The organism is Methylotenera oryzisoli (genome assembly GCF_004661485.1).
In the GTDB taxonomy this organism is placed as follows: Bacteria; Pseudomonadota; Gammaproteobacteria; order Burkholderiales; family Methylophilaceae; genus Methylotenera; species Methylotenera oryzisoli.
Window position 1 is genome coordinate 66,568 of sequence record NZ_PQVH01000016.1, and the last position, 25,853, is coordinate 92,420.

16 protein-coding genes are annotated in these 25,853 nt (G+C 45.3%); 4 read left to right on the forward strand and 12 right to left on the reverse strand.

The features are described from left to right. Window positions 1-33: 33 nt before the first annotated feature. The 5 genes from purL to C3Y98_RS12630 form a co-directional block, all read right to left on the reverse strand. Complete coding sequence (gene purL / locus C3Y98_RS12610) at window positions 34-3,957, reverse strand: phosphoribosylformylglycinamidine synthase (RefSeq protein ID WP_135279042.1); 3,924 nt, start codon at window positions 3,955-3,957, stop codon at window positions 34-36. Window positions 3,958-4,196: 239 nt separating this feature from the next. Continuing rightward, on the reverse strand, window positions 4,197-5,309 hold the full coding sequence (corA, locus tag C3Y98_RS12615; RefSeq protein ID WP_135279044.1) for a magnesium/cobalt transporter CorA: 1,113 nt from the start codon (window positions 5,307-5,309) through the stop codon (window positions 4,197-4,199). A 71-nt stretch (window positions 5,310-5,380) separates the two neighbouring features. Further along, window positions 5,381-5,953 (reverse strand): flavin reductase family protein, encoded by a 573-nt coding sequence (locus tag C3Y98_RS12620; protein WP_135279046.1) that lies wholly within the window; start codon window positions 5,951-5,953, stop codon window positions 5,381-5,383. A gap of 14 nt (window positions 5,954-5,967) precedes the next feature. Continuing rightward, entirely contained in the window at window positions 5,968-6,765 is a 798-nt protein-coding gene (locus C3Y98_RS12625; RefSeq protein WP_135279048.1) for a hypothetical protein, read from the reverse strand. 36 nt (window positions 6,766-6,801) lie between these two features. Then, entirely contained in the window at window positions 6,802-8,583 is a 1,782-nt protein-coding gene (locus tag C3Y98_RS12630) for a glutamine--tRNA ligase/YqeY domain fusion protein (RefSeq protein WP_135279050.1), read from the reverse strand. A 192-nt stretch (window positions 8,584-8,775) separates the two neighbouring features. Between C3Y98_RS12630 and birA the strand changes: the two genes are divergently transcribed. Further along, on the forward strand, window positions 8,776-9,753 hold the full coding sequence (birA, locus tag C3Y98_RS12635) for a bifunctional biotin--[acetyl-CoA-carboxylase] ligase/biotin operon repressor BirA (protein ID WP_135279052.1): 978 nt from the start codon (window positions 8,776-8,778) through the stop codon (window positions 9,751-9,753). A 99-nt stretch (window positions 9,754-9,852) separates the two neighbouring features. Here the strand turns inward: birA and C3Y98_RS12640 are convergent, their stop codons facing one another. Beyond that, window positions 9,853-12,141, reverse strand: a complete 2,289-nt coding sequence (locus C3Y98_RS12640) for a TonB-dependent receptor (protein ID WP_135279054.1) — start codon at window positions 12,139-12,141, stop codon at window positions 9,853-9,855. Window positions 12,142-12,230: 89 nt separating this feature from the next. Between C3Y98_RS12640 and C3Y98_RS12645 the strand changes: the two genes are divergently transcribed. Next, on the forward strand, window positions 12,231-13,061 hold the full coding sequence (locus tag C3Y98_RS12645; protein WP_135279056.1) for a type III pantothenate kinase: 831 nt from the start codon (window positions 12,231-12,233) through the stop codon (window positions 13,059-13,061). Next, window positions 13,058-13,726, forward strand: coding sequence for an SPOR domain-containing protein (locus C3Y98_RS12650; protein ID WP_135279058.1), 669 nt, complete (start codon window positions 13,058-13,060; stop codon window positions 13,724-13,726). Before C3Y98_RS12645 ends, C3Y98_RS12650 begins: the two co-directional genes overlap by 4 nt. A 43-nt stretch (window positions 13,727-13,769) precedes the next feature. Here the strand turns inward: C3Y98_RS12650 and C3Y98_RS12655 are convergent, their stop codons facing one another. The 6 genes from C3Y98_RS12655 to aceE all read right to left on the reverse strand — a co-directional run bounded on the left by C3Y98_RS12655 (window position 13,770) and on the right by aceE (window position 24,452). Continuing rightward, window positions 13,770-15,164, reverse strand: coding sequence for an FAD-binding oxidoreductase (locus C3Y98_RS12655; protein WP_135279060.1), 1,395 nt, complete (start codon window positions 15,162-15,164; stop codon window positions 13,770-13,772). Next, window positions 15,161-15,466: a hypothetical protein gene (locus tag C3Y98_RS12660; RefSeq protein WP_135279062.1), complete on the reverse strand. Its 306-nt coding sequence runs from the start codon at window positions 15,464-15,466 to the stop codon at window positions 15,161-15,163. The genes C3Y98_RS12655 and C3Y98_RS12660 overlap by 4 nt, the downstream gene beginning before the upstream one ends. A gap of 51 nt (window positions 15,467-15,517) precedes the next feature. Further along, the gene (lpdA, locus tag C3Y98_RS12665; RefSeq protein WP_135279064.1) at window positions 15,518-17,293 is read right to left on the reverse strand and encodes a dihydrolipoyl dehydrogenase; all 1,776 of its coding nucleotides are present in this window, start codon (window positions 17,291-17,293) and stop codon (window positions 15,518-15,520) included. 252 nt (window positions 17,294-17,545) lie between these two features. Continuing rightward, a complete protein-coding gene (locus C3Y98_RS12670) occupies window positions 17,546-20,059 on the reverse strand; it encodes a sensor domain-containing protein (protein ID WP_135279066.1) in 2,514 nt (837 codons plus the stop codon). A 385-nt stretch (window positions 20,060-20,444) separates the two neighbouring features. Further along, entirely contained in the window at window positions 20,445-21,770 is a 1,326-nt protein-coding gene (aceF, locus tag C3Y98_RS12675; protein ID WP_135279068.1) for a dihydrolipoyllysine-residue acetyltransferase, read from the reverse strand. Between the two features lie 12 nt (window positions 21,771-21,782). Next, a complete protein-coding gene (gene aceE, locus C3Y98_RS12680; RefSeq protein ID WP_135279070.1) occupies window positions 21,783-24,452 on the reverse strand; it encodes a pyruvate dehydrogenase (acetyl-transferring), homodimeric type in 2,670 nt (889 codons plus the stop codon). A 743-nt stretch (window positions 24,453-25,195) separates the two neighbouring features. On the opposite strand from aceE, the gene C3Y98_RS12685 reads away from it, so the two are divergent. Next, window positions 25,196-25,582, forward strand: a complete 387-nt coding sequence (locus tag C3Y98_RS12685; RefSeq protein WP_135279072.1) for a PilZ domain-containing protein — start codon at window positions 25,196-25,198, stop codon at window positions 25,580-25,582. Window positions 25,583-25,853: the final 271 nt, after the last annotated feature.

Consider the following 25,853-nt stretch of genomic DNA (forward strand, 5'->3'; position numbering starts at 1 on the left):
CAATTAGCAGAGCCTTGGCAATCAAACCCATATTTAAGCAATATATTTTCTTGCATTGCGGAACATACGGATCCAAGCACTATCTTCAGTATCATCACAACGTTGCCATGTATTCTGCACGTTGCGAATCACACGTTCAGGATGTGGCATCATAATACTAAAACGCCCGTCCGTGCTGGTTAATCCAGTGACTCCTTGCGGTGAGCCGTTAGGATTCAATGGGTACACCTCGGTAGGTGTTGATGCATGGTCAATGAAACGCATCGTCACTAATTTTTGTGCTAACAGCTCATTGACAGCATTCGGCTGAGAAAATTCCGCAAAACCTTCACCATGTGCCACAGCAATTGGCATTTTGCTGCCAGCCATGCCATTAAAGAAGATAGATGGAGACGCTAAAACCTCGACCATGCTGAGGCGCGCTTCAAATTGTTCTGATTTATTTTTCACAAAATGTGGCCAATGTGCCGCACCTGGAATCAGCTCGCGCAGGTTACTCATCATTTGGCAGCCGTTACATACACCAAGCGCAAAGCTATCTTGGCGATCAAAGAACGCTGAGAACTCATCACGCGCACGTGCATTGAACAAGATAGATTTAGCCCAGCCCTCACCCGCACCCAATACGTCGCCGTAAGAGAAGCCACCGCAAGCCACCACGCCCGCAAAGTCTTTGAGTGAAACGCGGCCGCTAATAATATCGCTCATATGCACGTCAAACGCGGCAAAACCAGCACGGTCAAACGATGCAGCCATTTCCACATGGCCGTTCACGCCTTGCTCACGCAAGATTGCCATTTTCGGGCGCGCACCTGTTGCAATGTATGGTGCAGCAATATTTTCACTTGGGCTAAATGTTAATTCTGCAAACAAACCACGGTCAGCATCGTTCAGCAATCTGTCGTACTCTTGCTGAGCGCTCACTGGGTTATCACGCAGTTTTTGCATATGGTAAGTCGTTTCAGACCACATACGATGCAAGTTAACACGCGTATCGGCAAACACTACCTGACCATGCTGCTTGATTTCAATTTGGTTAGCCGCTGTAACTTCTGCCACGACATGTGCCAAGCCGTTAAACTGGGCAACCACGGCTTGCGTATCTTCTGCACGCACTTGAATCACAGCACCCAACTCTTCGTTGTATAGTGCTTCTACCAAATTGCCAGGTAGGCTAGATAAGTCTGCATTCAAGCCACAGTGACCAGCAAAGGCCATCTCAACTAACGTGGTAAACAAGCCACCGTCAGAACGGTCATGGTAAGCCAAAATTTTGCCTGATTTATTCAACTGCTGAATCGTGTTGAAGAAGTGTTTCAGTTGGTTTGCGTCATCCACATCTGGCGCAACGTTGCCCACTTCACCATAAACCTGCGCTAGGCTTGAGCCGCCCATACGGTTTTTACCGGCACCTAAATCAATCAAAATCAACTGTGAAGCAACACCAGTTTGCAACTGTGGCGTTAGAGTTTTACGCGCATCCGGCGTTGCAGCAAACGCTGTCACCACTAATGAAATTGGTGAGGTCACAGATTTGTTTTCACCGTCATCATTCCACACGGTTTTCATACTCATCGAGTCTTTACCCACTGGGATGCTTACACCCAGTTGCGGACACAATTCCATACCCACTGCTTTTACCGTTGCAAATAATGCGGCATCTTCACCAGCGTGGCCAGCAGGTGCCATCCAGTTAGCAGAAAGTTTTAAATCGCTAATGTCGTCAATCAAACTCGCCGCGATATTGGTGATAGACTCACCAATCGCCATGCGGCCAGAAGCCTGTGCGTTCACTAAAGCCAATGGCGCTTTTTCACCAATCGCAAACGCTTCACCACGATAGGTTTCATAGCCAGCTAACGTCACACCAACGTCAGCCACTGGCACTTGCCATGGGCCAACCATCTGCTCACGCGCAACCAAACCAGTTACAGAACGGTCGCCAATGGTAATCAAGAATGTTTTATCGGCTACGCCCGGTAAACGTAACACACGTGCTGCTGCGTCTTTCAAATCTACTTTGCTTGCGTCAAATGCTTTTAGCACTGGCGCTGCGCTTTTCACGTCACGCGTCATTTTTGGTGGTTTGCCTAGCAATACAGATAAATCCATATCCACTGGCTTGTTGTCAAAATGACTATCCGCCACGGTTAAGTGGCGCTCTTCTGTAGCATAGCCCACCACTGCGTACGGACAACGCTCACGCGCACAAATCTCTTTAAAGCGCGGTAAATCTTCTTGCGCAATCGCCATGACATAGCGTTCTTGCGCCTCGTTGCTCCATAGCTCGCGTGGCGACATGCCTGGCTCTTCGTTGTTTACATCGCGCAATTGGAATATCGCACCCACGCCGGCATCGTTCACCAACTCTGGGAACGCATTAGAAATACCACCCGCGCCTACGTCATGAATACTTAAAATCGGGTTGTCTTCGCCTAGTTGCCAGCAACGGTCAATCACCTCTTGTGCTCTACGTTCTAACTCAGGGTTGCCACGTTGCACAGAGTCAAAGTCCAAGTTCTCTACGTTGCTGCCGGTATCCATACTAGAAGCCGCACCACCGCCCAAGCCAATCAACATCGCTGGGCCACCTAGTTGAATTAATGCCGCACCCGGTGGAATCGGGTTCTTTTTAGAGTGTTGAGCAGAGATATTACCAATACCGCCCGCCAACATAATTGGCTTGTGGTAACCACGCACTTCAGTATTGCCATTCGCGCTTGGCGCTTCAATTTCTAAAGTACGGAAATAACCGGTAATGTTAGGACGACCAAACTCGTTGTTATAAGCTGCGCCACCTAATGGGCCATCCACCATAATCTGTAATGGTGAAGCAATACGGTTAGGTTTACCGTAAGCGTCTGATTCCCAAGGCTGGGTAAAGTTAGGGATATTCAAGTTAGAGACTGAGAAGCCCGTCAAACCCGCTTTAGGTTTAGAACCGCTACCGGTTGCACCTTCGTCACGAATTTCACCACCGGCACCAGTCGCGGCACCCGCAAATGGAGAGATTGCGGTTGGGTGGTTATGGGTTTCCACCTTCATCAAGAAGTGCATATCTTCTTCAATAAAGCGGTACGCGCCATTTTCTGCCGGGTAAAAACGCTTGGTAGGCTCGTTGGCTTGTTGACCCGCCACAATTGAAGCATTGTCAGAATAAGCCACCACAGTTTTACCTGGGTTAAGTTTGTGCGTATTGCGAATCATGCCAAACAATGAAAACTCTTGTTGTTCGCCATCAATCACCCAATCTGCATTAAAGATTTTATGACGGCAATGCTCAGAATTAGCCTGCGCAAACATCATCAGCTCAACATCGGTTGGGTTACGTTGCATTCTCGTGTAGTTATCAAACAGATAATCCACTTCATCCGGTGATAACGCCAAGCCCATTTCATTGTTAGCTTGGTTTAGCGCAACTTTACCGCCTTGCAACACATCAATCGTGCTTAATGGCTTAGGTGTATCGGTATGGAATAACTTGCCAGCATCTTGCTTGTTCGCAAACACGCTCTCGGTCATGCGGTCATGAATCAATGGCAACAGTAATTGGCGTTCAGCAGCGGTTAAAGGCTGGCCGCTCTTGGTTTGCACATAGTAAGCAATACCGCGCTCTACGCGCTGCACTTCCGGCAAGCCACAGTGCTGCACGATATCCGTCGCACGTGATGCCCAAGGAGAAATCGTACCCACACGTGGTAACACCAAAATAAACTCGCCGTTCGGCTCTTCGGCCTGCATACTTGGGCCGTAAGTCAAAATCTGGTTCAGCGTATTTTCTTGCTGGGCTGTTAACGCACCATCTACCCATACAAAATGCCAGAACTCAGCGTAAATATGCCCGATATTTGGACAGATTTCATTCAGTTTATTTTGAATTTTTTCAATTCTGAAAGGTGATAAAGCAGCGCTGCCACGCAGGCTGATCATTTGTGTGTTTGGATTAGATTGGCTCATTAAACTCAGCTAAATATCAAGGACAAGAATAAACCGAGATTTTAACAGATTAGCGCGTGTTAAGTCGCTAATCTGTCAGGCAAATTAATCAAGATATTTTTGAGTGAGATACCCAAAGAAAAAACTGGCCTAAACACTAAACATGCGTTTAAAGCCAGATGAAAGACTGGGTTTCACAGTGAATCAGGTTTGACCAAGAGCTGAGCTTTGGCTCAAAAGCCCGAGGCTGACTAGAAAGTTTAAGTTTGGCTAGTTAACCACTGCCGGCGCCAAAAGATGGTCAGCATCACCAGCGCGATACTCAGCATCAAACCCATTGCCCACCAAAAGCCATCTTTATCTGCCAGCCATGGCATCTCATGAAAGTTCATGCCGAAGATACCGGCAATCAGCGTTGCTGGCATAAACAGCATGGCGACTACAGTTAAAGCGCGGACTTCCAAGTTCACACGCTGGCTTACGCTCGCCATGTAAATATCCATCATGCCGCTTAATGCATCGCGAATCGATTCCAGCGACTCAATAAAACTGACGGTATGGTCGTACACATCACGCAGATACGGCATGGTGGTGGGTTTAAAGAAATCATTTTCGTTACGGCTTAAGGTGTTAATCACCTCTCGCAGTGGCCACACCGCGCGGCGCAGCTCTATGCTTACATGCTTAAGCTGATGAATCGCATGCAGTTCGGTGTTGGTTGGCTTGTGCAGCAACACTTCTTCCAGCGCCTCGCTCGCATCACCCACCGCTTCAAGCACGCTAAAGTATTTATCCACGATACTATCGAGCAAGGCATAAGCCAAGTAGTCCACACCCAACTCACGAATATGGGCATGGCTTGCACGCATGCGTGTGCGCACAGGCTCAAAGTTACCGGTAGCGCGCTCTTGAAACGTCAGTAGATAATCTCGCCCTAGCACAAAGCTCACCTGCTCTGAATCCATCGCCATCGCAAGCTTGTCGTACCTGAAGCAGCGCGTTTCTAAGAACACATAGTCATCAAACTCGTCTATTTTTGGGCGCTGCTCGGTATTGAGAATATCTTCCTGTACTAAGGGGTGCAGGTGAAATAAATCGCCAATTTGCTTAATCAGCGCGGCATCATGCACGCCATGCACATTCAGCCAAAGCTTTTTGCCTGCATTGGTGTAGTCGCTTAATTTAAAGCTGGCAAGCGCCTCGGCACTTAACACTTGCTCGGTCAATTCTGCGGCATCATAAAACACCACGCTCACGACAGGCTTAGCTACTTCTGCGGCAGCGGCATCCATACTGCCAACATAGACTAGAGAGCCAGGTGCCATGCCGATTTTTGTAGAAAGATGCTTTTTAGGTTTACGCCGTTTTTTCATTGATTAGCCTGACTTATATTTAAGTGCGTATATTTAAGCACTTATGTATTAAGTACCCATGTACTTAGTGTTTATGCTTTAAACGCCTCACCTATCGCCATAAAGTTACCGCCCGCCACATGGTGTATGGTGCGCAAGTCGTCAAAGCCTTCAAAATGCCAACGCCCATCCGAGAAGACGCGCTCATCTGCATGCGCTGCCACCACCTCAGCCAAGAATAAATCATACGTATTTTGAATATGTGGCTCAGGAATCAGCTTACACTCCAGCCATGCCACACACCCCTCAAGCAAAGGCGCATCAATCTTGCTGGCGACAAAGGTCGGTAAATCAAATGCGGCAAACTTATTATCTGCTTCTTTTCCTAATAACTCACGTCCAGAGCTAGAACCCACCCGCACCACCATCTCCGCCTGAGCGCGACACGGCACGTTAATGGCGAAACTGCCAGAAGCCTCTATCAATTCACGGGTATAGGTGCTTTTATCAATCACAATCGCGATTTTAGGCGGGTCAAAATCTAACGGCATATTCCATGCGGCGGCCATGATGTTGCATTGGTTACCATGGGCTGTGGTTACAAGCACGGTTGGGCCGTGATTTAGGATGCGGTAGGCTTTACTAAGTTCCATGGATTGAATCATTATTTGGCTAAGTTTTATCTTTTAATATTTATCGAGAATTTTTCCAACAGCCCCTCTATCGCCTCCTCCGAGTTAGCCTGTCTGAATTTTGCAACTTGAGGGTTCATTGTTTTATATACCAGCTCCGCAGAGCGATCGCTTTTGTATTTCGTAACTTTTGATGCGCCACTTAATACCTTGGATGAGGTATAAGCAAGAATATCCGCCAAATCTAACAAAAGTGGCTTTTCCTTAGATACCAAATTTTCCGGCGTCATTACTGTATCTATCGACCGTCTACTCAGGTCCAAGTGATTTAAATGTAAAAGTCTTCCGACTTGGGCTCTAGCATTGAACCAATTAACCATGTCCTTGTTCGGGTCAATCCATAACTTGCACACCCCTGCATATTCTGCATCCATTGCGACCTGTGCAGTTGCGGTATAGAAAGCAAATGGGATAAGTTGCTTTTCATTAGTCAGATTCATTTCATCAATGCCCCCTACACCATGAATGTAAGGTGACAAATCACTTCTTTCTACGTACCCCACCCTTGTCAGCAACCCTAAGTTTGCAAGATTATCTTTTACACTAAGCACAAGCTCCCATGCTTTTTCATTACTAAGATGAGCCCAATCAGTATATTTTCGCGCATCTTTATGCAAAAGCTCTTTGCAGTGAATTCGGCTAGAGCTTGAGCCACCAAATTCTTCTTTTATTTTAGATAAAGCAAACTCCACCTGTTCAATAGATTCAACAGGTGCAATTACCAGCGCGTACACAATAATGTTGCCAGCAATACTTTCATCACCAAAGATATGATATTTAGTCAACGCTTCTCTTTTCAAGAATCTAGCATCAGATTACGTTTATTTCTGCCAAGCATCTTTCAACGTAACCGTTCTATTAAACACCGGCTTACCTGCCACGCTGTCTTTTCTATCCGCCACAAAATAACCGTGGCGTTCAAACTGGAAACTCTCTTCAGGTTTAGCATCTTTTAAGCTTAGCTCAAGTTGTGTAGTAATCACTTGCACTGAGTTTTGGTTAATATCGTCTAAAAAGTCTTTATCGCCTTCGCCGGGGTGTGCTTCTTTAAATAAGCGGTCATATAAGCGCACTTCTGCTTCATAAGCATGCGCTACGCTTACCCAGTGGATATTGCCTTTGACTTTTACGCTATCTGAGCCCGGTGTGCCGGATTTAGTGTCTGGCAGGTATTCGCAATGCACTACGGTCACGTTGCCATCTGCATCTTTTTCGCAGCCTGTGCATTTCACGACATAGCCGTAGCGCAGGCGCACCATGCCTTCTGGTGTTAAGCGGAAAAAGCCTTTGCTTGGCGTTTCCATAAAGTCTTCGCGCTCTATCCACAGCTCTTTGCTGAGTTGCACGGTACGTTTACCCAGCTCTGGCTTGAGTGGGTGGTTAGGGGCAAAGCAGTCTTCGCTTTGGGACTTACCATCAGAATCTAGTGGGTAGTTATCAATCACCAGCTTGATTGGGTCTAGCACGGCAATACGGCGCTCTGCATCTGTATTGAGCACTTCGCGCATGCAGTCTTCAAGGATGCTGTATTCGATCCAAGAATCAGCTTTGCTCACGCCAATGCGGTCAGTAAATAGTTTGAAACCAGCGGCGGTGTAGCCACGGCGGCGCGCACCGGCAATGGTTGGTAAGCGTGGGTCGTCCCAGCCGCTCACGTGTTTTTCTTCTACCAATTGAATCAATTTACGTTTTGAAAGCACCACGTAAGTGAGGTTTAAACGTGCAAATTCATATTGTTTTGGTAGCGGTTCCGCCAACAAGCCGCCCTCAGCTAACCTTAGTAGCAACCAATCATAAAATGGGCGTTGGTCTTCAAATTCAAGCGTGCAGATAGAGTGCGTAATGCGCTCTAATGCATCTTCAATCGGGTGAGCAAAGGTGTACATTGGGTAAATGCACCATTGGTCACCAGTGTTGTGGTGGTGCGCACGACGTACACGGTAAATCGCTGGGTCGCGCATATTAATGTTAGGCGATGCCATGTCGATTTTAGCGCGTAGCACCATGCTGCCATCGGCATGTTTGCCATCACGCATTTCACGGAAACGTGCTAAGTTTTCAGCAACGGTACGGTTACGGAAAGGTGAATCTTTACCTGCCTCGGTCAGCGTACCGCGGTTAATACGCATTTCATCTGCGCTTTGCTCGTCTACATAGGCATGGCCGTTCTCAATCAGGCTTTCAGCCGCGCGGTACATAAAATCAAAGTAGTTGCTGGCAAAATACAGATTGGTTTCGTTGGCGTTATCCCAACCAAAGCCTAACCATTTCACAGCATCTGAAATGCTATCTACGTACTCTTGGCTTTCTTTTTCTGGGTTGGTGTCATCAAAGCGCAAATGGCATATCCCATCAAAGTCACGCGCCAAACCGAAGTTTAAGAAAATAGATTTAGCATGCCCAATGTGCAAGTAGCCATTAGGCTCTGGCGGAAAGCGCGTGCGAATTTTAGCTGTATCTACAATACCTGTGTCTTGATGCGCAGCATCGCCTGGGCTACCTGCCCATTTTTTGGTGACATATTTATTTTGTGAGAGGTCTTTCTCGATAATCGCACGGATAAAATTAGAAGCAGCAGGGATTGGTGTTTTTTCAGATGACATAGCAACAAATTCAATTTAAGTTGCCGTTATTTTACACCAGCTTACTTACTTGTATGTGTACGTGTAGAAATTGATTCGATGCGCATCAATTGAAACCACTGATAGCAGATTAATCTTAATGAATTTTTGAATAAATCAGCGTTAGATATAGCCAAACGAGGCTTAACCACATGCCTATGCTAAACTTAAGCCATGACAAACAGCCTGACTTTCCCCATATTAAAACTCCTTGCGGATGGCAAGTTTCACTCTGGCGAGGCCATTGCTCAGCATTTTAACGTGAGCCGCGCCACGGTATGGAACGCATTGCAATATGCAGAAAGCTTAGGTGTTGAGATTTTTTCAGTGCGTGGGCGCGGCTATAAATTAGCGCACGCGCTCACGCTATTAGATAAACAAGCCATTACCAGCAATATGAGCCAGCAACTTGCATGGCTTAATGTAGAGGTGTTTGACACAATCAACTCCACCAATAGCTACTTGATGCAAAACATGAGCGAAAAAACGCACGGCACCTGCGTGATTGCTAACCTGCAAACCAACGGCCGTGGCCGACGTGGCCGCAAGTGGCAAGCCAGCCTTGGGGCGAGTTTGACCTTTTCAGTCTTATGGCGCTTTCAGTGTGGCGCCGCCGCCCTATCCGGCTTAAGTTTAGCCGTTGGTGTGGCACTCATCCGCGGCCTCCATGAAGTAGGCGCCACTGCAGCCCAGCTCAAATGGCCAAATGACATCCTGCTCAACCAGCAAAAACTGGCTGGCATACTGATTGAACTGCAAGGTGATATGGAAGGCCCTAGCACGGCGGTAATTGGCGTAGGCATCAACCTGCACCTGCCTGAACACCTGCTGCAAAAAATTGACCAGCCAGTGACTGACCTCAACCGCGCCACCGCAGCTAGCGTTAACCCCAATGCTCTAATGGCAACGCTGCTTAAGCATATGGTCGATGTGTTATCAACTTTTGAACAATCTGGCTTTGATGCACTACGTGAGGAATGGACCGCACATCACGCCTACCATCAACAGCCAGTTCGCATGCTGATGCCTGACGGTAGCGAAGTGGCTGGTATCGTACAAGCGATTAGTGACAATGGCACCTTGATTGTAGAAACCGCAAATGGATTGCAGAAGTTTATGTCTGGTGAAATCAGCTTACGTAGTACACGTTAACTGTGTGGCGTGATAATACTTCACTCTCCAGCCGCGCCTATGAGAATTAGGCATTATCTCTACCACGCAACATATATACATTCTGAATATATATGCGGCTTAATATTTCAGCGTTAAACCCACATTAATTGAGCGCCCCATCCCTGGTACAGATAAACCGCGTGTCACCGTTTTGCCCATGGTCGCACCCTGACCCAAATACGCGCCGCCTAGTGGATCAAAGTAAAGTTTATCGAAGATATTTTCCACCCCTAAATCCAGGCGTGCCTGCTTCCACTCGTAACTGGTATAAAAATCAAACAAAGTGTAGCCAGCAGTTTTAAACTCTTTACGCACCGCTTGCACTTCGTTTTTACTATCCACGATTTTTGCTTGAATTTTGTTAGACCACTGACCGAACTGATGCTCTAATGCCAGCTTAGCGTTCAACGGCATGATGTTATACAAGTTATCATCACTGGTGTTATTTTTACCGCGGAGATAGCTTAAGTTAGCGGTCGCATCAAATCTACCCATCCCTGTATTTTGTGCTAGGAGCATCTTTCCTGATACATCAAGGCCATATATCCGTGCAGATTGATTATCTAAACTTAAATTCATAAAGCCGTCGGTTCTTGTTGCGCAAGTTTTACCTACTTGCACACATGCTACTGCATCAATATAACCATCTACATAGGTGAAGTGTGGTGTTACTTTTAAATACCAATGTTGCTGACCAGCATCGTGCCAATGCCCTGAAACACTGACCTTATGCGCAATTTCTGGTTTTAAGTTTAGATTCCCCACATAACCATTACCATCACCATAGAGATTGTTCATATTCATCACCATGGTGTTAGTGTTTGACCAAGCAAAACGCTCGTACACATTTGGTGAGCGGGTTTTCATGGCATATCCGGCCTCAAAGGTTTTCTCGGCATCTGGTGTAAAGCGAGTTAAAGCGGTGACATCAATATTGTTATCGGTTTTTGAGCGATCTGCTGCATTGAATGCACCTGGTATCGTTGCTGGGTTGGTTGGATCAGCATAGCCCATCATGCCGCCTGCATTGTTATAACCTTGTACCCTACCTGCATCCATCTTCACGATACTACTGCGCAGCCCTAATTGAGAAAACCACTGCGCATTCCATTTTGCATCCCACTCGGCAAACGCATCATAACGATCGCGCTGCCCATGATTAATGTTCCAAAAGGCATTGGGGCCCATCATGGTATTCGTACCCACGGTTGATGGGCTTTGAGATGGATCCCACCAGTCATCTAAGCGATAACGTTGGAACTCAGTACCCACGCGCAAGGTATCACGCTGCGAAAGATTGATATCACCTTTCAACACGAATCCTGTCGTTCTACCCTCAGTATCCATCGGCATACCTGGAACATCATATGGGGCAGCACCCATTGCACCACTTCCGTACCAATACTGTTTATCTTTACCAAACTGCATACTGTGGCGCGTTCTTTCATGGTAGGTACGCGCTTCTAACTTACCCCAATCATATTTTCCTTTGTAACTTAAGTTGTATTGCTCGCTTTCGTTACCTGTCATGTCCATACGCTGATTCACAAAACCTTGATACGGAATGTCCTGCAAACCTAATTTAAACTCAAGCAAGTGATTTTCATGTTGCAGGCCAAAAGCTAAAGCATGATTACGTGACTCATAAGCTGTAGAACCGACTTCATCACCACCTAGCCAACCTCTTAACACAGCAGATTGACCAGCAGGTTTAAACTTGCCACCCGCTTTATAATTATTGGCCTCAACCGTTGATCCGGTGTAGCGCATATACATTTGTTCATTAGCCACACTAGTAGAAATATTGACGCCACGTGCATTGTTATTACTGCGGTAAAAAGTGTTTATTTTGCCTTCCACTAACAAACCATGACCAGCCTCTGCAAATTCAGGTGCTTTAGAATCTACTTTAATCGTGCCAGCAATACTATCTCCCCCCATACTCACGGGTGTAATCCCTGCCAACACTTCTATTGCAGCCACATTTGCAGGATCAATGTAGGAAAGCGCTGGGTTCATATGATTGGCACAACTGGAAATTAAATCCATGCCATCTACTTTAATGCGAATACGGTCATCGGCTAAGCCGTGAATCACCGGTAAACTAGAAACGCCACCCGCACGATACAAACTGACACTAGGTTCATTTAATAACAAAGAAGCTGTGTCGCTCGTATTGACTGAATCAGCTTGTTTATTTGCTAATCTCTGAGCAACAACATCTACACTAGGCAAATCTAAATGCTCAGCATGCGCGGTCATTGGAGAAACAACAAGAAAGCAAGATGTTAAAACACTGGGTACAAAAACAGTTGGTGTTAGAATAGCCTGAATAATCGATTTTTTCTTTAATGCAAATTGCTTCATAACCGCGCCCTTATTGGTGAACTGCGCGAATTATACGCTTTGAAAAATTTACTGGAATGTGACATATCGTCGCATCTGTGTGCGTAAAAATGGTACTAACAATCGACGCCGGCAATACAAAAACCAAATGGGCATTGTTTGATGCAAGCGGGAATATCTGCCATCAGGATGCCTGCTTAAACGCGGAGATTGCCACCGCCAAGCTGCTGCCAGATACGCTCAACTGTACTCAAATTATGATTTCCAATGTTGCCGGGGCGCAACATGCCGAGCAGCTGCAACAAAGCATCACACCATATTCAGCCGCCATCACTTGGGTCACCGCCAGCAAGCAAGCTGCTGGGGTTATCAACAACTACACAACACCGACATCACTAGGTACGGATCGCTGGGCAGCGCTGATCGCGGCATGGCACTTACATCATGCAACCTGCGTGGTAGTTAACGCTGGCACTGCTACCACCATAGACGCTATTATTCACCGAGAAGATAAAGGCCGCAGTTACGGCGAGTTTATTGGTGGCATGATATTGCCCGGTATAGACCTCATGCAAACTAGCTTAGGGACAGCCACCGCGCAGTTACCCAAAACCGCAGCTCAGCTCAACCAACAAGCCGTTATCAAGCCATTTGCCAACACCACGAGCGATGCTATCTTTAGTGGAGCAATTCATGCCACTTTAGGGGCGATTACACAGATGCTGCAAGCAACTGAGCAATTGAGCACGATGCCAAAACTCATTATTAGCGGTGGCAATGCTGGCGTGATAGAGCAAGCGCTTCTGCAACAAGATTCAGCATACAGCATGATTCAACACAGCCAAAAAACTGTTACCATCGCAGATAATTTAGTATTGCAAGGCTTGTATCTACTGGCCCAGCCTGTTTTTAACGCAACATCACAAAGCACATTGTCATGAAATACCTTTTTTGGCTATTCGCATTCATTAATATTGGGTTATTTGGCTATTTCAATCGTGACGTAGTCTTACCCAAGCCAGCCCCAACGCAACAGGCAGAAATCTCACCGGAAAAAATCAAAGTATTATCTCAGCAGCAAATTGATGCGCTGAGCAAGAAAGAACAGATAGTAGCCGAAGTTAAGCCTTTGCCAGTGGCCGACGTTTGCTTTGAATGGAGTGTGTTTTCTGATGCCAACCTCGCCAATGCACAAGGTGAGCTAGGCAAGCTTTCACTACAAGCCACAATAAAAGAGCAACCCGTGCTGGAGTCTAAGCGATTTTGGGTATATAGGCCGCCATTTAAAACAACGGCAGAGGCGCTCAAAAGAGCCGCTGAGTATAAGGCGCAGGGGATTACCGACGTATTTGTAGTGCAGGAACCTAAATGGAAAAATGCAATTTCATTTGGTATTTTTAGTGATGAGCAGTTGGCCATTCACTTACAAAAAGAGCTACAAGCCAAAGGGATTAAAAACGTAGAAAAATCTTTACGCAACCAAGGCAAAAGTTACTCCAGCCTGCTACTCAAAAACTTGACTGAAAATGAAGTAGCAGAGATCAAAAAACTGAAACCAAACTTTCCCGCAGCTGAGCTTAAAGAAGTTAGCTGCAACGCGACTTAAGCTTATCTCTACCTAGCAGTCATACCGCTTGTGGATTAGCAACTTATGCAGGGAACAGCTTACCCGGATTTAGCACATTGTTCGGATCAAAAGTCAGCTTAAGCGACTTCATCACGCCAATGGTTGTTGCATCAATCTCGCGTGGCACAAACGGGCGCTTTGCCATACCCACGCCATGCTCACCAGACAAGGTACCCTGTAGCGACAGCACCAGACTAAATACCTCATCTAAACACTGATAGGCACGCTTCATTTCATCAGCATTATCTGGATTCACCAGTAAGTTCACGTGAATATTGCCATTACCCGCATGGCCAAAATTCACGTTTGAGATTTGGTGCTGTGCCGCAAGCTGCTCTAGGCCAGTCAGTAATGCCGGTAAATGAGAAACCGGCACAGCAATATCTTCATTAATCTTCTTAGGGGCAATATCTTTCAGTAACGGTGACAATGCCTTACGCGCAGCCCACAATGCTTTAGTGTCATGCGCTGGCTTTGCTTCAATTAGCCCAGTGACCTGACATGCCTGCAAAATAGCATCAGTGGCTTCAGCAATCTCTTGTTGCGAACCATCAACTTCAATCATCAAATAAGCGCGTGCATTTTCAGGTAATAAGTTTTGATGGCGGCTTCGAATCAAGGTGAGCGCACCGTTATCTAAAAACTCTAAAGCACTAGGGGTATAGGGCTGCGCCATAATGGCAGCAATTGCTTTGGCGCAACTTTCCGTGTCTACAAACTCGGCAGTAATGCCGCCTGTAAATTTAGGCAAAGGCGTTAGCTTCAAGGTGGCCTCACAAATGACAGCCAATGTACCCTCAGACCCCACCAACAAGCGCGTTAGGTCGTAGCCCACTACGCCCTTACTGGTGTAACAGCCGGTTTTAATAATTTCGCCCTTGCCAGTGACAGCTTTTAAGCCAAGAATATGGTCACGTGCCACACCGTACTTTACCGCGTGCGGGCCGGCGGCACAGGTAGCTAGATTACCGCCTATGCTGCAATAAGCAGCGCTTGAAGGATCTGGCGGCCAAAAGAAACCTACTGGTTTAATCTCATCTTGCAGCACCTGGTTCAATACGCCCGGCTCAACAATCGCCATCCGATTATCTGGATCGATACTAATAATTTTATCCATGCGCTCTAATGACAGCGCAACACCGCCCATTTCAGGCACACTACCGCCTGCTGTGCCTGTCCCACGTCCGCGCGGCACTACAGGCACTTTATGAGCATTACAAAGCAAGATGATGCTTTGCACTTCCTCTATGGTGAGCGGAAAAACAACAGCGACAGGGCTATGATAATTACGAGAGTTGTCGTAAGCATAGGCATAACAATCTACAGGGTCGGTATAGACTCTATCTTTTGGTAAAACTGATTTCAGCTCACTTAAAAAAACGTCGCTAACAGTTGCTGCGTAAGGTGTGTTGGTCATGGTAGGTAATTTAGGACATTTTCTACTAAGGTTTTTTTATCGTTAGGCACTACTGAGGCAGATGGGCTACCAAGCATCAACTGACCTTTTTCATTATTCTTACGATCAAACACCAAATTATCGCCCATGATCACTCTAATCCAATCTGGGTAGCTGTAAGCATTGCCATTATGATGGTCTAACATGGCACCAACTCCGCCACCTAAAAGTATATTACCGTACATGCCATCATTGGCACGGTCATCTTGAATTAAAACTAGCCTGTCATATCGATATGACAGGCTAGTTAGGCGTTGAAACAATTAAGAGAAAAACTTAACACGCTAATATTGAATATATTAGCGTTTAATACCTTAGCGCTTTTTGATATACAAATCGGTAATTGTGCCCTCTTTCATCTCTGCCGCAAAACACACGGTTTCAGATAAAGTAGGGTGAGCATGGATAGTTAAGCCTAAATCATGTGCATCTGCACCCATTTCAATTGCCAACACTGCCTCGGCTAATAACTCACCAGCATTCACGCCAACAATACCAGCACCAATCAAACGATGGCTTTCTTTATCAAAAATCAGCTTGGTAGCACCCTCAGTACGTGCGATAGATAATGCACGACCACTCGCCGCCCATGGGAAACTTGCCTTTTCAATGGCGATACCTTTTGCCTTAGCTTCAGTCTCGGTTACGCCCACCCATGCTACTTCAGGGTCGGTATAGGCAACAGATGGAATCACGGATGCAACAAACTCTACTTTTTCACCTGCAATTACTTCAGCCGCTACTTTAGCTTCATGGGTTGCTTTGTGCGCCAACATAGGCTGGCCTACAATGTCACCAATCGCAAAAATGTGCGGCACGTTGGTGCGCATTTGCTTATCCACGTTGATAAAGCCATAATCATCCACGGCCACCCCTGCATTTTCTGCCCCTATGTTTTTACCATTCGGACGGCGACCAATCGACACCAGCACACGGTCATACACTTCAACACCTTTCGGTGCATCCTCATTGCCATTCACACCTTCAAAGCTGACATGAATACCATCTGCCTTAGGCTCCATTTTCGCCACTTTGGTATTGAGCATAATCGCTTCAAAACGTTTTTCCATACGTTTTTGTAATGGGCGCACTAAATCACGGTCACAACCTTGAACCAAGCCATCGGTAAACTCAACCACACTCACTTTGGTACCTAACGCATCGTATACAGTACCCATCTCCAGGCCGATAATGCCGCCACCAATCACAAGCATACGTTTAGGCACATCGGCTAATGCCAAGGCACCTGTTGAATCCATAATGCGCTCATCCGCGTCAACGCCCGGGAATTTAGTTGCTTGTGAACCTGCCGCAATAATCGCATTTTCAAAACCTACTGTGGTCACTTTGCCATCTGCGGCCGTCACGGCAATTTGGTTTGCGCTGGTAAACTTGCCTACGCCTTGTACCACAGTCACGTTACGTTGCTTCGCCATTGCAGCAAGACCACCAGTGAGCTTACCAACCACATCGTTGGCTTTCCAATTACGCAGTTGCTCTAAATCTACTTGAGGCGCACCAAATTTCACACCATGATGGCTAGATTCTTCTGCCTCAGTAATCACTTTTGCAGTATGCAGCAGCGCTTTAGATGGAATGCAGCCTACATTCAGACAAACACCGCCTAATGTCGCGTAACGTTCAATTAATACCACTTGCTTACCTAAGTCTGCCGCGCGGAAAGCTGCGGTGTAGCCGCCTGGGCCACTGCCTAGCACGACAACCTGTGTATTGATATCACTACCACTCACTGCAACTGGCGCTGCACTTGGTGCTGCCGCTGGAGCCACCGCAGGTGCTGGCGCTTCAGCTTTAACAACTGGTGCAGCAGTTTGCTGCACATCTGCTTCAACCGCCTCAACTGACAAGATTAGCGACCCTTTAGCGACTTTATCGCCGACTTTAATGTTAATTTCTTTTACTACACCAGCATGTGAAGATGGAATATCCATAGACGCTTTATCAGATTCTACAGTAATCAAAGAATCTTCTTTAGCGATTGTGTCACCAGCTTTAACCAGCACTTCAATCACATCAACACTATCAAAGTTACCGATATCCGGCACCAATACTTCAACTAAATTACTCATGCACACCCTTTGTAAACTTTGGTTATTTGTTGCAATTTTAACATCAAACCTCTCATTTTATCGCCTACTAACGTGCAATAACCTTGCTGCGATACAGCAAAATCGAAACCAACTTGTGTCGATAACGGGCAACCAACCCAAACAAAAGGAGAGATGGCTAACACTCAATTAGCCAATTAGCGTGTATTCAATTGCATCTGCTAATCATCCTACGTGCAATTGAGTACGTGTTAAGGCCAGCTGTAAAAACGCTTAAATAGCAGAAAACTGCAGTTTCTCGATAGGAACAGGTTTACCAAATAAATAGCCCTGATAAAGCCTGCATCCATAATCTTTCAAAATCTCCAACTCAAGCTCAGTTTCTACGCCTTCTGCAATGACATTAATACGGAAGTTATTCGCCAAATCAATAATCGTTTTCACCATGATTGCGTCGTTAGGGTCATATGCCAAATCTCGCACAAAGCTCTGATCAATCTTCACTTGATCAAGCGGCAGCTTTTTCAGATAAGAAAGCGAAGAGTAACCCGTACCAAAGTCATCTAATGACAACCTGACACCCAGTGCTTTGAGCGCATGCATCTTGGCGATCACCTCATCAACATCTTCCAAGATTACACTCTCGGTCAATTCCAACTTCAACCGAGATGCATCAATCTTATGCAGATCAATAGCCTGGTGAACAGATTGCACAAAATCCAACGCTCTAAACTGATGTGCACTCACATTCACAGCAATCATTAAATGCTTCTTCTCCGCGCTTTTTGCCCACTCGGCTAATTGCAAACATGCGGTATCAATCACCCAATGTCCCACATCTAGAATTAACGAGCTTTCCTCTGCAATCGGAATAAAATCTACTGGCGATACAATACCGCGCTCAGGGTGTATCCAACGGATTAAAGCTTCAGCCCCTATTAATCGATGGTTATCATCAACTTGTACTTGATAATAAAGTGCTAGTTGATGCTTCTCAATTGCGTATCTCAACTCACTTTCCAAACTTGCCCGCACACTCAGTTTTTCCTGCATAGCAGGGTCAAAGAAGCGCAGTGTATTTCTACCAGCCTTTTTCGCTTGATACATAGAAATATCTGCTTGTTTCAGCAAATCCTCAATCTCATGTTCATCACCATTAAATAAGGTAATACCGATGCTGGAGGTACTTTGATATTGGTGCGTACCAAACTGGCATGGCTCATGTAAGGTAGCTAGTATTTTATTGCCAATTTGCTCGGCAATCGCGGCAGCCTCCGTCGCATTTCGGTCCAGATCCTCAAGCACCACAACAAACTCGTCACCACCAAAACGCGCCACCGTATCACCTGCACGCACACAATGACTCAACCTTTCGGCTTGCAGTTTCAAGAGTAAGTCACCGGTGCTGTGTCCCAAGGTATCGTTGAGCACTTTGAAGTGATCCAAATCCACAAATAACAACGCGCCCTTTTTGCCGGTGCGGTTACTCGAAGAAAATGCCTGACGCACGCGATCAAGCAGCAGCAAACGGTTAGGCAAGTTAGTGAGTGGGTCATAAAATGCCAAGTGCTCAATTTGCTCGGATGATGCCTTACTCTCGCTAATATCGGTAAACACAGAAACGTAGTTGGTGACCTTACCATCGTTATCTTTCACTTCAGAGATAGTGATACGTTCTGGATAAATTTCGCCGTTTTTGCGTCGATTCCATATCTCACCGCACCATGTGCCCGTGGTGTTCACCCTATCCCAAAGCGCCTGATAAAATAGTCGGTCATGCCGACCAGAGCTTAATATATTAGGATTTTTACCAACGACATCCTCTGCAGAATAGCCAGTGATTGCAGTAAAGGCAGGATTAACCTGAAGAATCGCACAATCGGCATCTGTGATTAACATTCCATCTGAGGATTCAAACGCAGTCGCCGCAATACGCAAAGATATTTCTGCATTCTTAAGGTCAGTGATATCTGTAGAAATGCCACATAAGCCCCCAATATTGCGACCCACCGCACTCTCATAAATGGGGGTTTTTATTTGTAAGAAAGTATGTTTTTTATCATCAGCCGTAATTGCCTCTATCTCTTCGCGAGTATCCTCACCACCCTCCAGCACTCTTTTTTCAACCTCTTTAATTCGGCTAAGTGTCTTTGCAGAAAAATATTTGCTCTCATCTATCTGCAACAAATCATCAGCCGAGCACTTAAAAAAGTCTAACGTCATCCGATTCGCATAAATATACTTACCGCTAGTATCCTTAATGTAAACAAAAGCCGGAATATGATCCAAAGCTTCACTCAACCGATGGCTTTGATTTAAGGCAGAAGTGAGCTCAGCAGTTCTCTGCTGCACGCGACTTTCCAACTCAGCGTGTGAGCGTGCTAACTCTTGATTAAGTACTTTTAAGTTTTGCGCAGAAGGCGCTTTAAGCGCTAAAGGCATAATGCACCAAAGTGCGATAGCTGTAGCAAAAGAAATAATTCCGGTAAAAGCTTTGGCATATGCGCTCGCCCAGTATGAAGGCTGCCATATATTGACAATGTCAAAAATATGCGTGACACCGCAAGCGACAATAAACATCCCAAAAACAACCATTAACCATCGGTATGGAATATCGGGGCGTTTTTTGGCAAAGTACCACAATGCAAAAGGAATTGAAAAGTAAGATAGTGCAATCACTGCATCTGAAATCACCATTGTCCATAACAAGGATGGATTCCATGTGAGGCAGTAGCCGTGAGGAAGCAGCAGTGACTGCCCTCCTAATGTCTGACCTAACCACTCCATATTACCCTCTCGCTTACCAGTTCATTACTAAGAATGCACATCCATTGAGAAATCATACAACCATGATAAGTAGCCACAAACGACCATGGTATCAGTCATTTAAATACAGTATTACAACATCTAAAATTTACTTTTGTTTTAGTCTATATCCCCATGTAGATAATCGTAAAGCAATAAATTAAATTTCAAACTACTTTAAAGGTAAAAAACTCGTAAACCCTCACAGCCAATCTAGAGCACGTAAACGTGTTTTCGATCAATATCACCATCATAAAAATAAAAAAGGACTGATTCTGCATCTACAGAAATCAGTCCTTCGTAGGTAATACCTAAAGACAGGCTAGTTAATTTAGCAATCGCAAGGCATACTCAAACACTCGGTCATTTAGAGCAATAACCTACGCACATCACTTAACATCATGCGCATATGGCTAGTGAAACGTGCACCATCAGCACCATCAATCACGCGATGGTCATATGACAATGACATCGGTAAAATCAAGCGTGGCTCAAAACCATTGGTATCCTTGTTGTACACAGGTTGCATAGATGAGCGTGAAACACCCAAAATAGCCACCTCAGGACAATTGATGATTGGGGTAAACATCGTACCGCCAATGCCACCAAGACTTGAAATGGTGAAGCAACCACCCTGCATTTCCTCCACCTTTAGCTTGCGTTCACGTGCTTTTGCAGATAAATCCATCAAATCACGGGCAATATCCAGCACATCTTTTTGATGCACATCACGCACTACCGGCACGACCAAACCATCTGGTGTGTCGCACGCAAAACCAATATTGAAATAGTTTTTCAATATCAAGTTATCACCATCAGGAGAAAGTGAAGCATTGAAATTAGGATAAGCTTTTAATGCATTGACTGAGGCTTTAATTAAAAATGCCAACATCGTCAGTTTCACGCCACGCTTCTCAGCATCGGCCTGCATAGACTTACGGAAGTCTTCCAGATCCGTAATATCTGCCTCATCAAACTGTGTCACATGCGGTGCAGTGACCCAGTTACGGTGCAGGTTTGCGCCAGATAGTTTCTTAATACGTGATAAAGACTTGGTCTCAATCGCACCAAACTTACTAAAGTCAATGACTGGCATTGGCAATGTAGCCAACCCATTAACGCCAGCCGCCATGTTCTCGGTACGCGGTTTTGCCAGTTCACCTTTTACATAGGCTTGTACATCGCTTTGCAAAATACGATTTTTAGCACCAGTTCCTGTCACTAATGCCAAGTTCACGCCCAACTCACGCGCAAACTTACGGATTGATGGGCTCGCATGTGAAAGCTTACCAGAGGCAACAACAATGCTTTCAGCCACAGGAGCTGGCTGCTGTGCTGGCTGCACTGGTTTTGGTGGCTCTGGTGCAGGCCTAGTTGGCTCAGGGATCACCGCTTTGGGCGCTTCAACAACTGCAGGTGCCGCAACAGGTTTGGTCTCAGCAGCAGGCGCTGCATCACTCACGTCCATTGTGATTAACAATGTACCTTGGGCCGCCTTATCACCCACCTTAATTTTGACCTCTTTCACCACACCAGCGAATGGCGCAGGAATATCCATAGAAGCTTTGTCTGACTCGACCGTAATCAACGAGTCATCTTTAGCAATCACGTCGCCAGCTTTAATTAATACTTCAATTACATCCACACTATCGAAATTACCGATATCCGGGACAAAAATATCTTGAACTGCCATCTATGCTTATCCTTAAACTGTCGTTGGGTTTGGCTTGTTAGCATCCAAACTGTATTTTTTAACGGCTTCAGCCACTTTAGCAACTGGCAATTTACCTTCATCGCTTAACGCTTTTAACGCAGCAACAACTACGTAGTAACGATTCACTTCAAAGAAGTCACGTAATGCTTCACGGCTATCTGAACGACCAAAACCATCCGTACCAAGTGCTACAAATTTATTTGGTACAAAACGTTGAATCTGTTCAGCAAAGCTCTTCATGTAGTCAGTAGAAGCAATCACAGGCCCCTTCGCATCTTTTAAGCTAGCAGCAACATAGCTCACTTTTTGCGGTTTTTCTGGGTTCAGCATATTCCAGCGGTCACACTCCAAACCTTCACGACGCAGTTCGGTGAAGCTAGGTACGCTCCAAACATCAGCAGAGATACCCCAATCTTGCTCGAGCAATTCAGCAGCAGCAATCACTTCACGCAGAATCACACCACTACCCATCAACTGTACTTTTTCACCCTTAGCTTTAGACTTACTAAAGCTATACATGCCTTTAAGAATGCCTTCAGCACTGCCCTCAGGCATTGCTGGATGGCTGTAGTTCTCATTCATCAAGGTAATGTAGTAGTACACATCTTCTTGATTTTGTACCATGCGGCGCAAGCCTTCTTGAATAATCACTGCTAACTCATAAGAGAAGGTAGGGTCATAAGAAATACAATTTGGAATAGTCGCAGACATCAAATGGCTATGACCATCTTCATGCTGTAAACCTTCGCCGTTCAATGTCGTACGGCCAGCTGTCGCACCTAACAAGAAACCACGTGCACGTGAGTCACCTGCCATCCAAGCCAAGTCACCTACACGTTGGAAACCAAACATAGAGTAGTAAATGTAGAAAGGAATCATCTGCACGCCAGTGACGGAGTATGACGTTGCAGCAGCTAACCAGCTTGAGAACGAACCAGCTTCATTGATACCCTCTTCCAGAATCTGACCATCTTTTGACTCTTTGTAGTACATCACTTGGTCTGAGTCTTGTGGCTCATATAACTGACCTTGGCTCGCATAGATACCTAACTGGCGGAACATACCTTCCATACCAAAAGTACGCGCCTCATCCGGCACGATAGGCACTACATACTTACCGATCTGTTTATCACGCACTAGCGTAGATAAGATACGCACAAATGCCATGGTAGTAGAAATTTCACGGTCACCAGTAGCAGTCAACATATTTTCAAATGCAGACAATGCAGGCACAGTAAGCTCATTACCTTTACGGCGGCGTTGTGGCACGAAACCACCCATCGCTTCACGGCGTGATGCCATGTATTTCATTTCAGGTGAGTCTTCAGCTGGTTTGTAAAAACTCAAGCTCTCAACTTGTTCATCGGTGATTGGCAAGTCAAAGCGATCACGGAATTTCTTAAGTGATTCAATATCCATGCTTTTTTGTTGGTGTGTGGTATTTTGACCCTCACCAGCATCACCCATGCCATAACCTTTAACCGTTTTAGCCAAAATAACCGTTGGCTGACCTTTGTGGTTAACCGCTGCATTGTAAGCAGCAAACACTTTATGTGGATCATGGCCACCACGGTTTAAGCGCCAAATATCTTGGTCACTCATTGCTGCAACCATTTCTTTCAGCTCAGGATATTTACCAAAGAAGTGCTCACGTGTGTACGCGCCACCTTTTTGTTTAAAGTTCTGGTACTCACCGTCCACGCACTCTTCCATGCGTTTTTTCAGCAAGCCATCTTTATCCATCGCCAATAAAGGATCCCAATATGAACCCCAAACCACTTTCAATACGTTCCAGCCAGAGCCACGGAAATCTGACTCCAACTCTTGAATGATTTTGCCGTTACCGCGCACAGGGCCATCCAAGCGCTGCAAGTTACAGTTAATCACAAAAATCAAGTTATCTAATTTTTCACGGCTCGCTAATGAAATCGCACCCAATGATTCAGGCTCATCCATTTCGCCATCGCCACAGAACACCCACACTTTACGATCACTAGTATCGGCAATACCGCGATCATGAATATATTTCAAGAAACGTGCCTGATAAATACCAGCTAAAGGCCCTAAGCCCATAGAAACCGTCGGGAACTGCCAAAAATCTGGCATTAACCAAGGGTGTGGATAGCTAGGCAAACCATTGCCGCCAGTTTCCTGACGGAAGTTATCCATTTGCTCTTCAGTAATGCGGCCCTCTAAAAAGGCACGTGCATAAACGCCAGGTGATGAGTGACCTTGGAAGTAAACGCAATCACCGCCAAAGTTTTCATTCGGCGCACGGAAGAAGTAGTTAAAGCCAGTATCATAAAGAGTCGCAGCTGATTGGAAGCTCGCAATATGGCCACCTACACCAGGCGATTTCTCATTAGCGCGCAATACAGTCATCACCGCATTCCAGCGCACCAAAGCACGCACTCTACGTTCCATTTCTGGATCGCCTGGCAATTTAGCCTGCAAATGTGTAGGAATCGTATTTAAGTACGCTGTAGTCGCTTTGTAAGGTAAGTTACTACCTGAACGGCGTGCTTTATCAATCATCGCCTCAAGTAAGAAATGCGCACGCTCTGTGCCCTCATTTTCAATAACGGCCATTAAAGCATCAAGCCACTCTTGAGTTTCTTGACTATCAATATCTGGATTATTCAAAGGTGTGTTCAATGACATTCAGTTGTAGCTCCGTGAGCCGTAGTTGCCTACTTACTTAACCGTATTGCACCTACGCTCGCAGGTGTAATCATCAATCGACTAATAAAGCAAAAACAAATACAGCGTGTCTGAAATACCGCGCATTCAAAATGCGTTGTAATTTAATTTTTTATAAAACAGTAGTGTGGCTTTTTTAGTGGTTTTGGTCAAGTTTAGTCGCGTTTTTTAAGCATTTTGCACATGTATCTTATACATAATCACAACATTTACTATAAGAGTTATGAGCTAACTAATCTTCGTTAAAATACTAAAAAGTGTAGCTATCATCCGCCAAAAATCATCAAAATAAGAGAAAAAATCATTTCATGCGCATTTGAAAACAATATTGATTTACTAATATTAAGCACACATTCAATACAAAGCAAAAGTTGAATCAATCAACCACAAGTGCTAACGTCAATTTTTACTTGAAACAGCGCTAAACAAACTAACACAACAGTTATTCTTACAAACAATCAGACTGAGACCGTTCGTAATGACACAAACCAGTCAATTAAAGCGCAAAGGAGGCTAGTACACAAACACACAGTCCTTACTTTAAATTTAAAGCTGAAATACATCATTACTTAAGAGTGAAAGCAAACTTAATAATGGAAAAATGCATCAGGTATGTGCTTTAAATCTTCGATAAGCGTATATTAATAATATATGTAAAGCTGTAGCCACTCTTTTTTCATGTATGTGACTTTGGGGGATTGCGTATGCATATTAATGAATCCAGACACTATTCACGCATTCATTTTGATGCCACTGTTGAGCTCAACATTCGCCTATTAGAAGATATTCAAACTGCACATTTACTTGATATATCACTCAAAGGCGCATTGGTTGAAACTGACAGACCTATCTCAGCCTTTATACAACTGCGTAGCTGTCTTATGACACTTACACTTGGCAATGGTGAAAAGATTACCATGCAAGGCAAGGTTGTTCACCATGAAGGTTGCCTAATCGGACTAGAGTCCTTGCATATTGATTTAGATAGCATGACAAACTTGCGCAAGCTGATTCTATTCAATACTGGCAATGAGAGTTTATTAGGAACTGAACTTAGCCACATGTTAAATAGCATAAAAATGAAAATGTAATACCAGGTACAAACGGCAGCAAATGCACATCTGAGCTGATAGAAATGCCAATGGAACAGCATTTTTTCGCCAGTCACGTGCTTAATTCAGGCTTACTTCAGCATTTATTACATTAATCTATAGCCCACACGGAATACCTACACTCTACCACCTCCCTAAACAAAGCCCGATGGATGGCACCCTAGCTTAAAAGAAGGAAGCATAGAGAAAAGTGTCATATCCAGCGCCGCAACCCGCCCACAGCTGTTGCTGACGCAACGTACAGACGTAA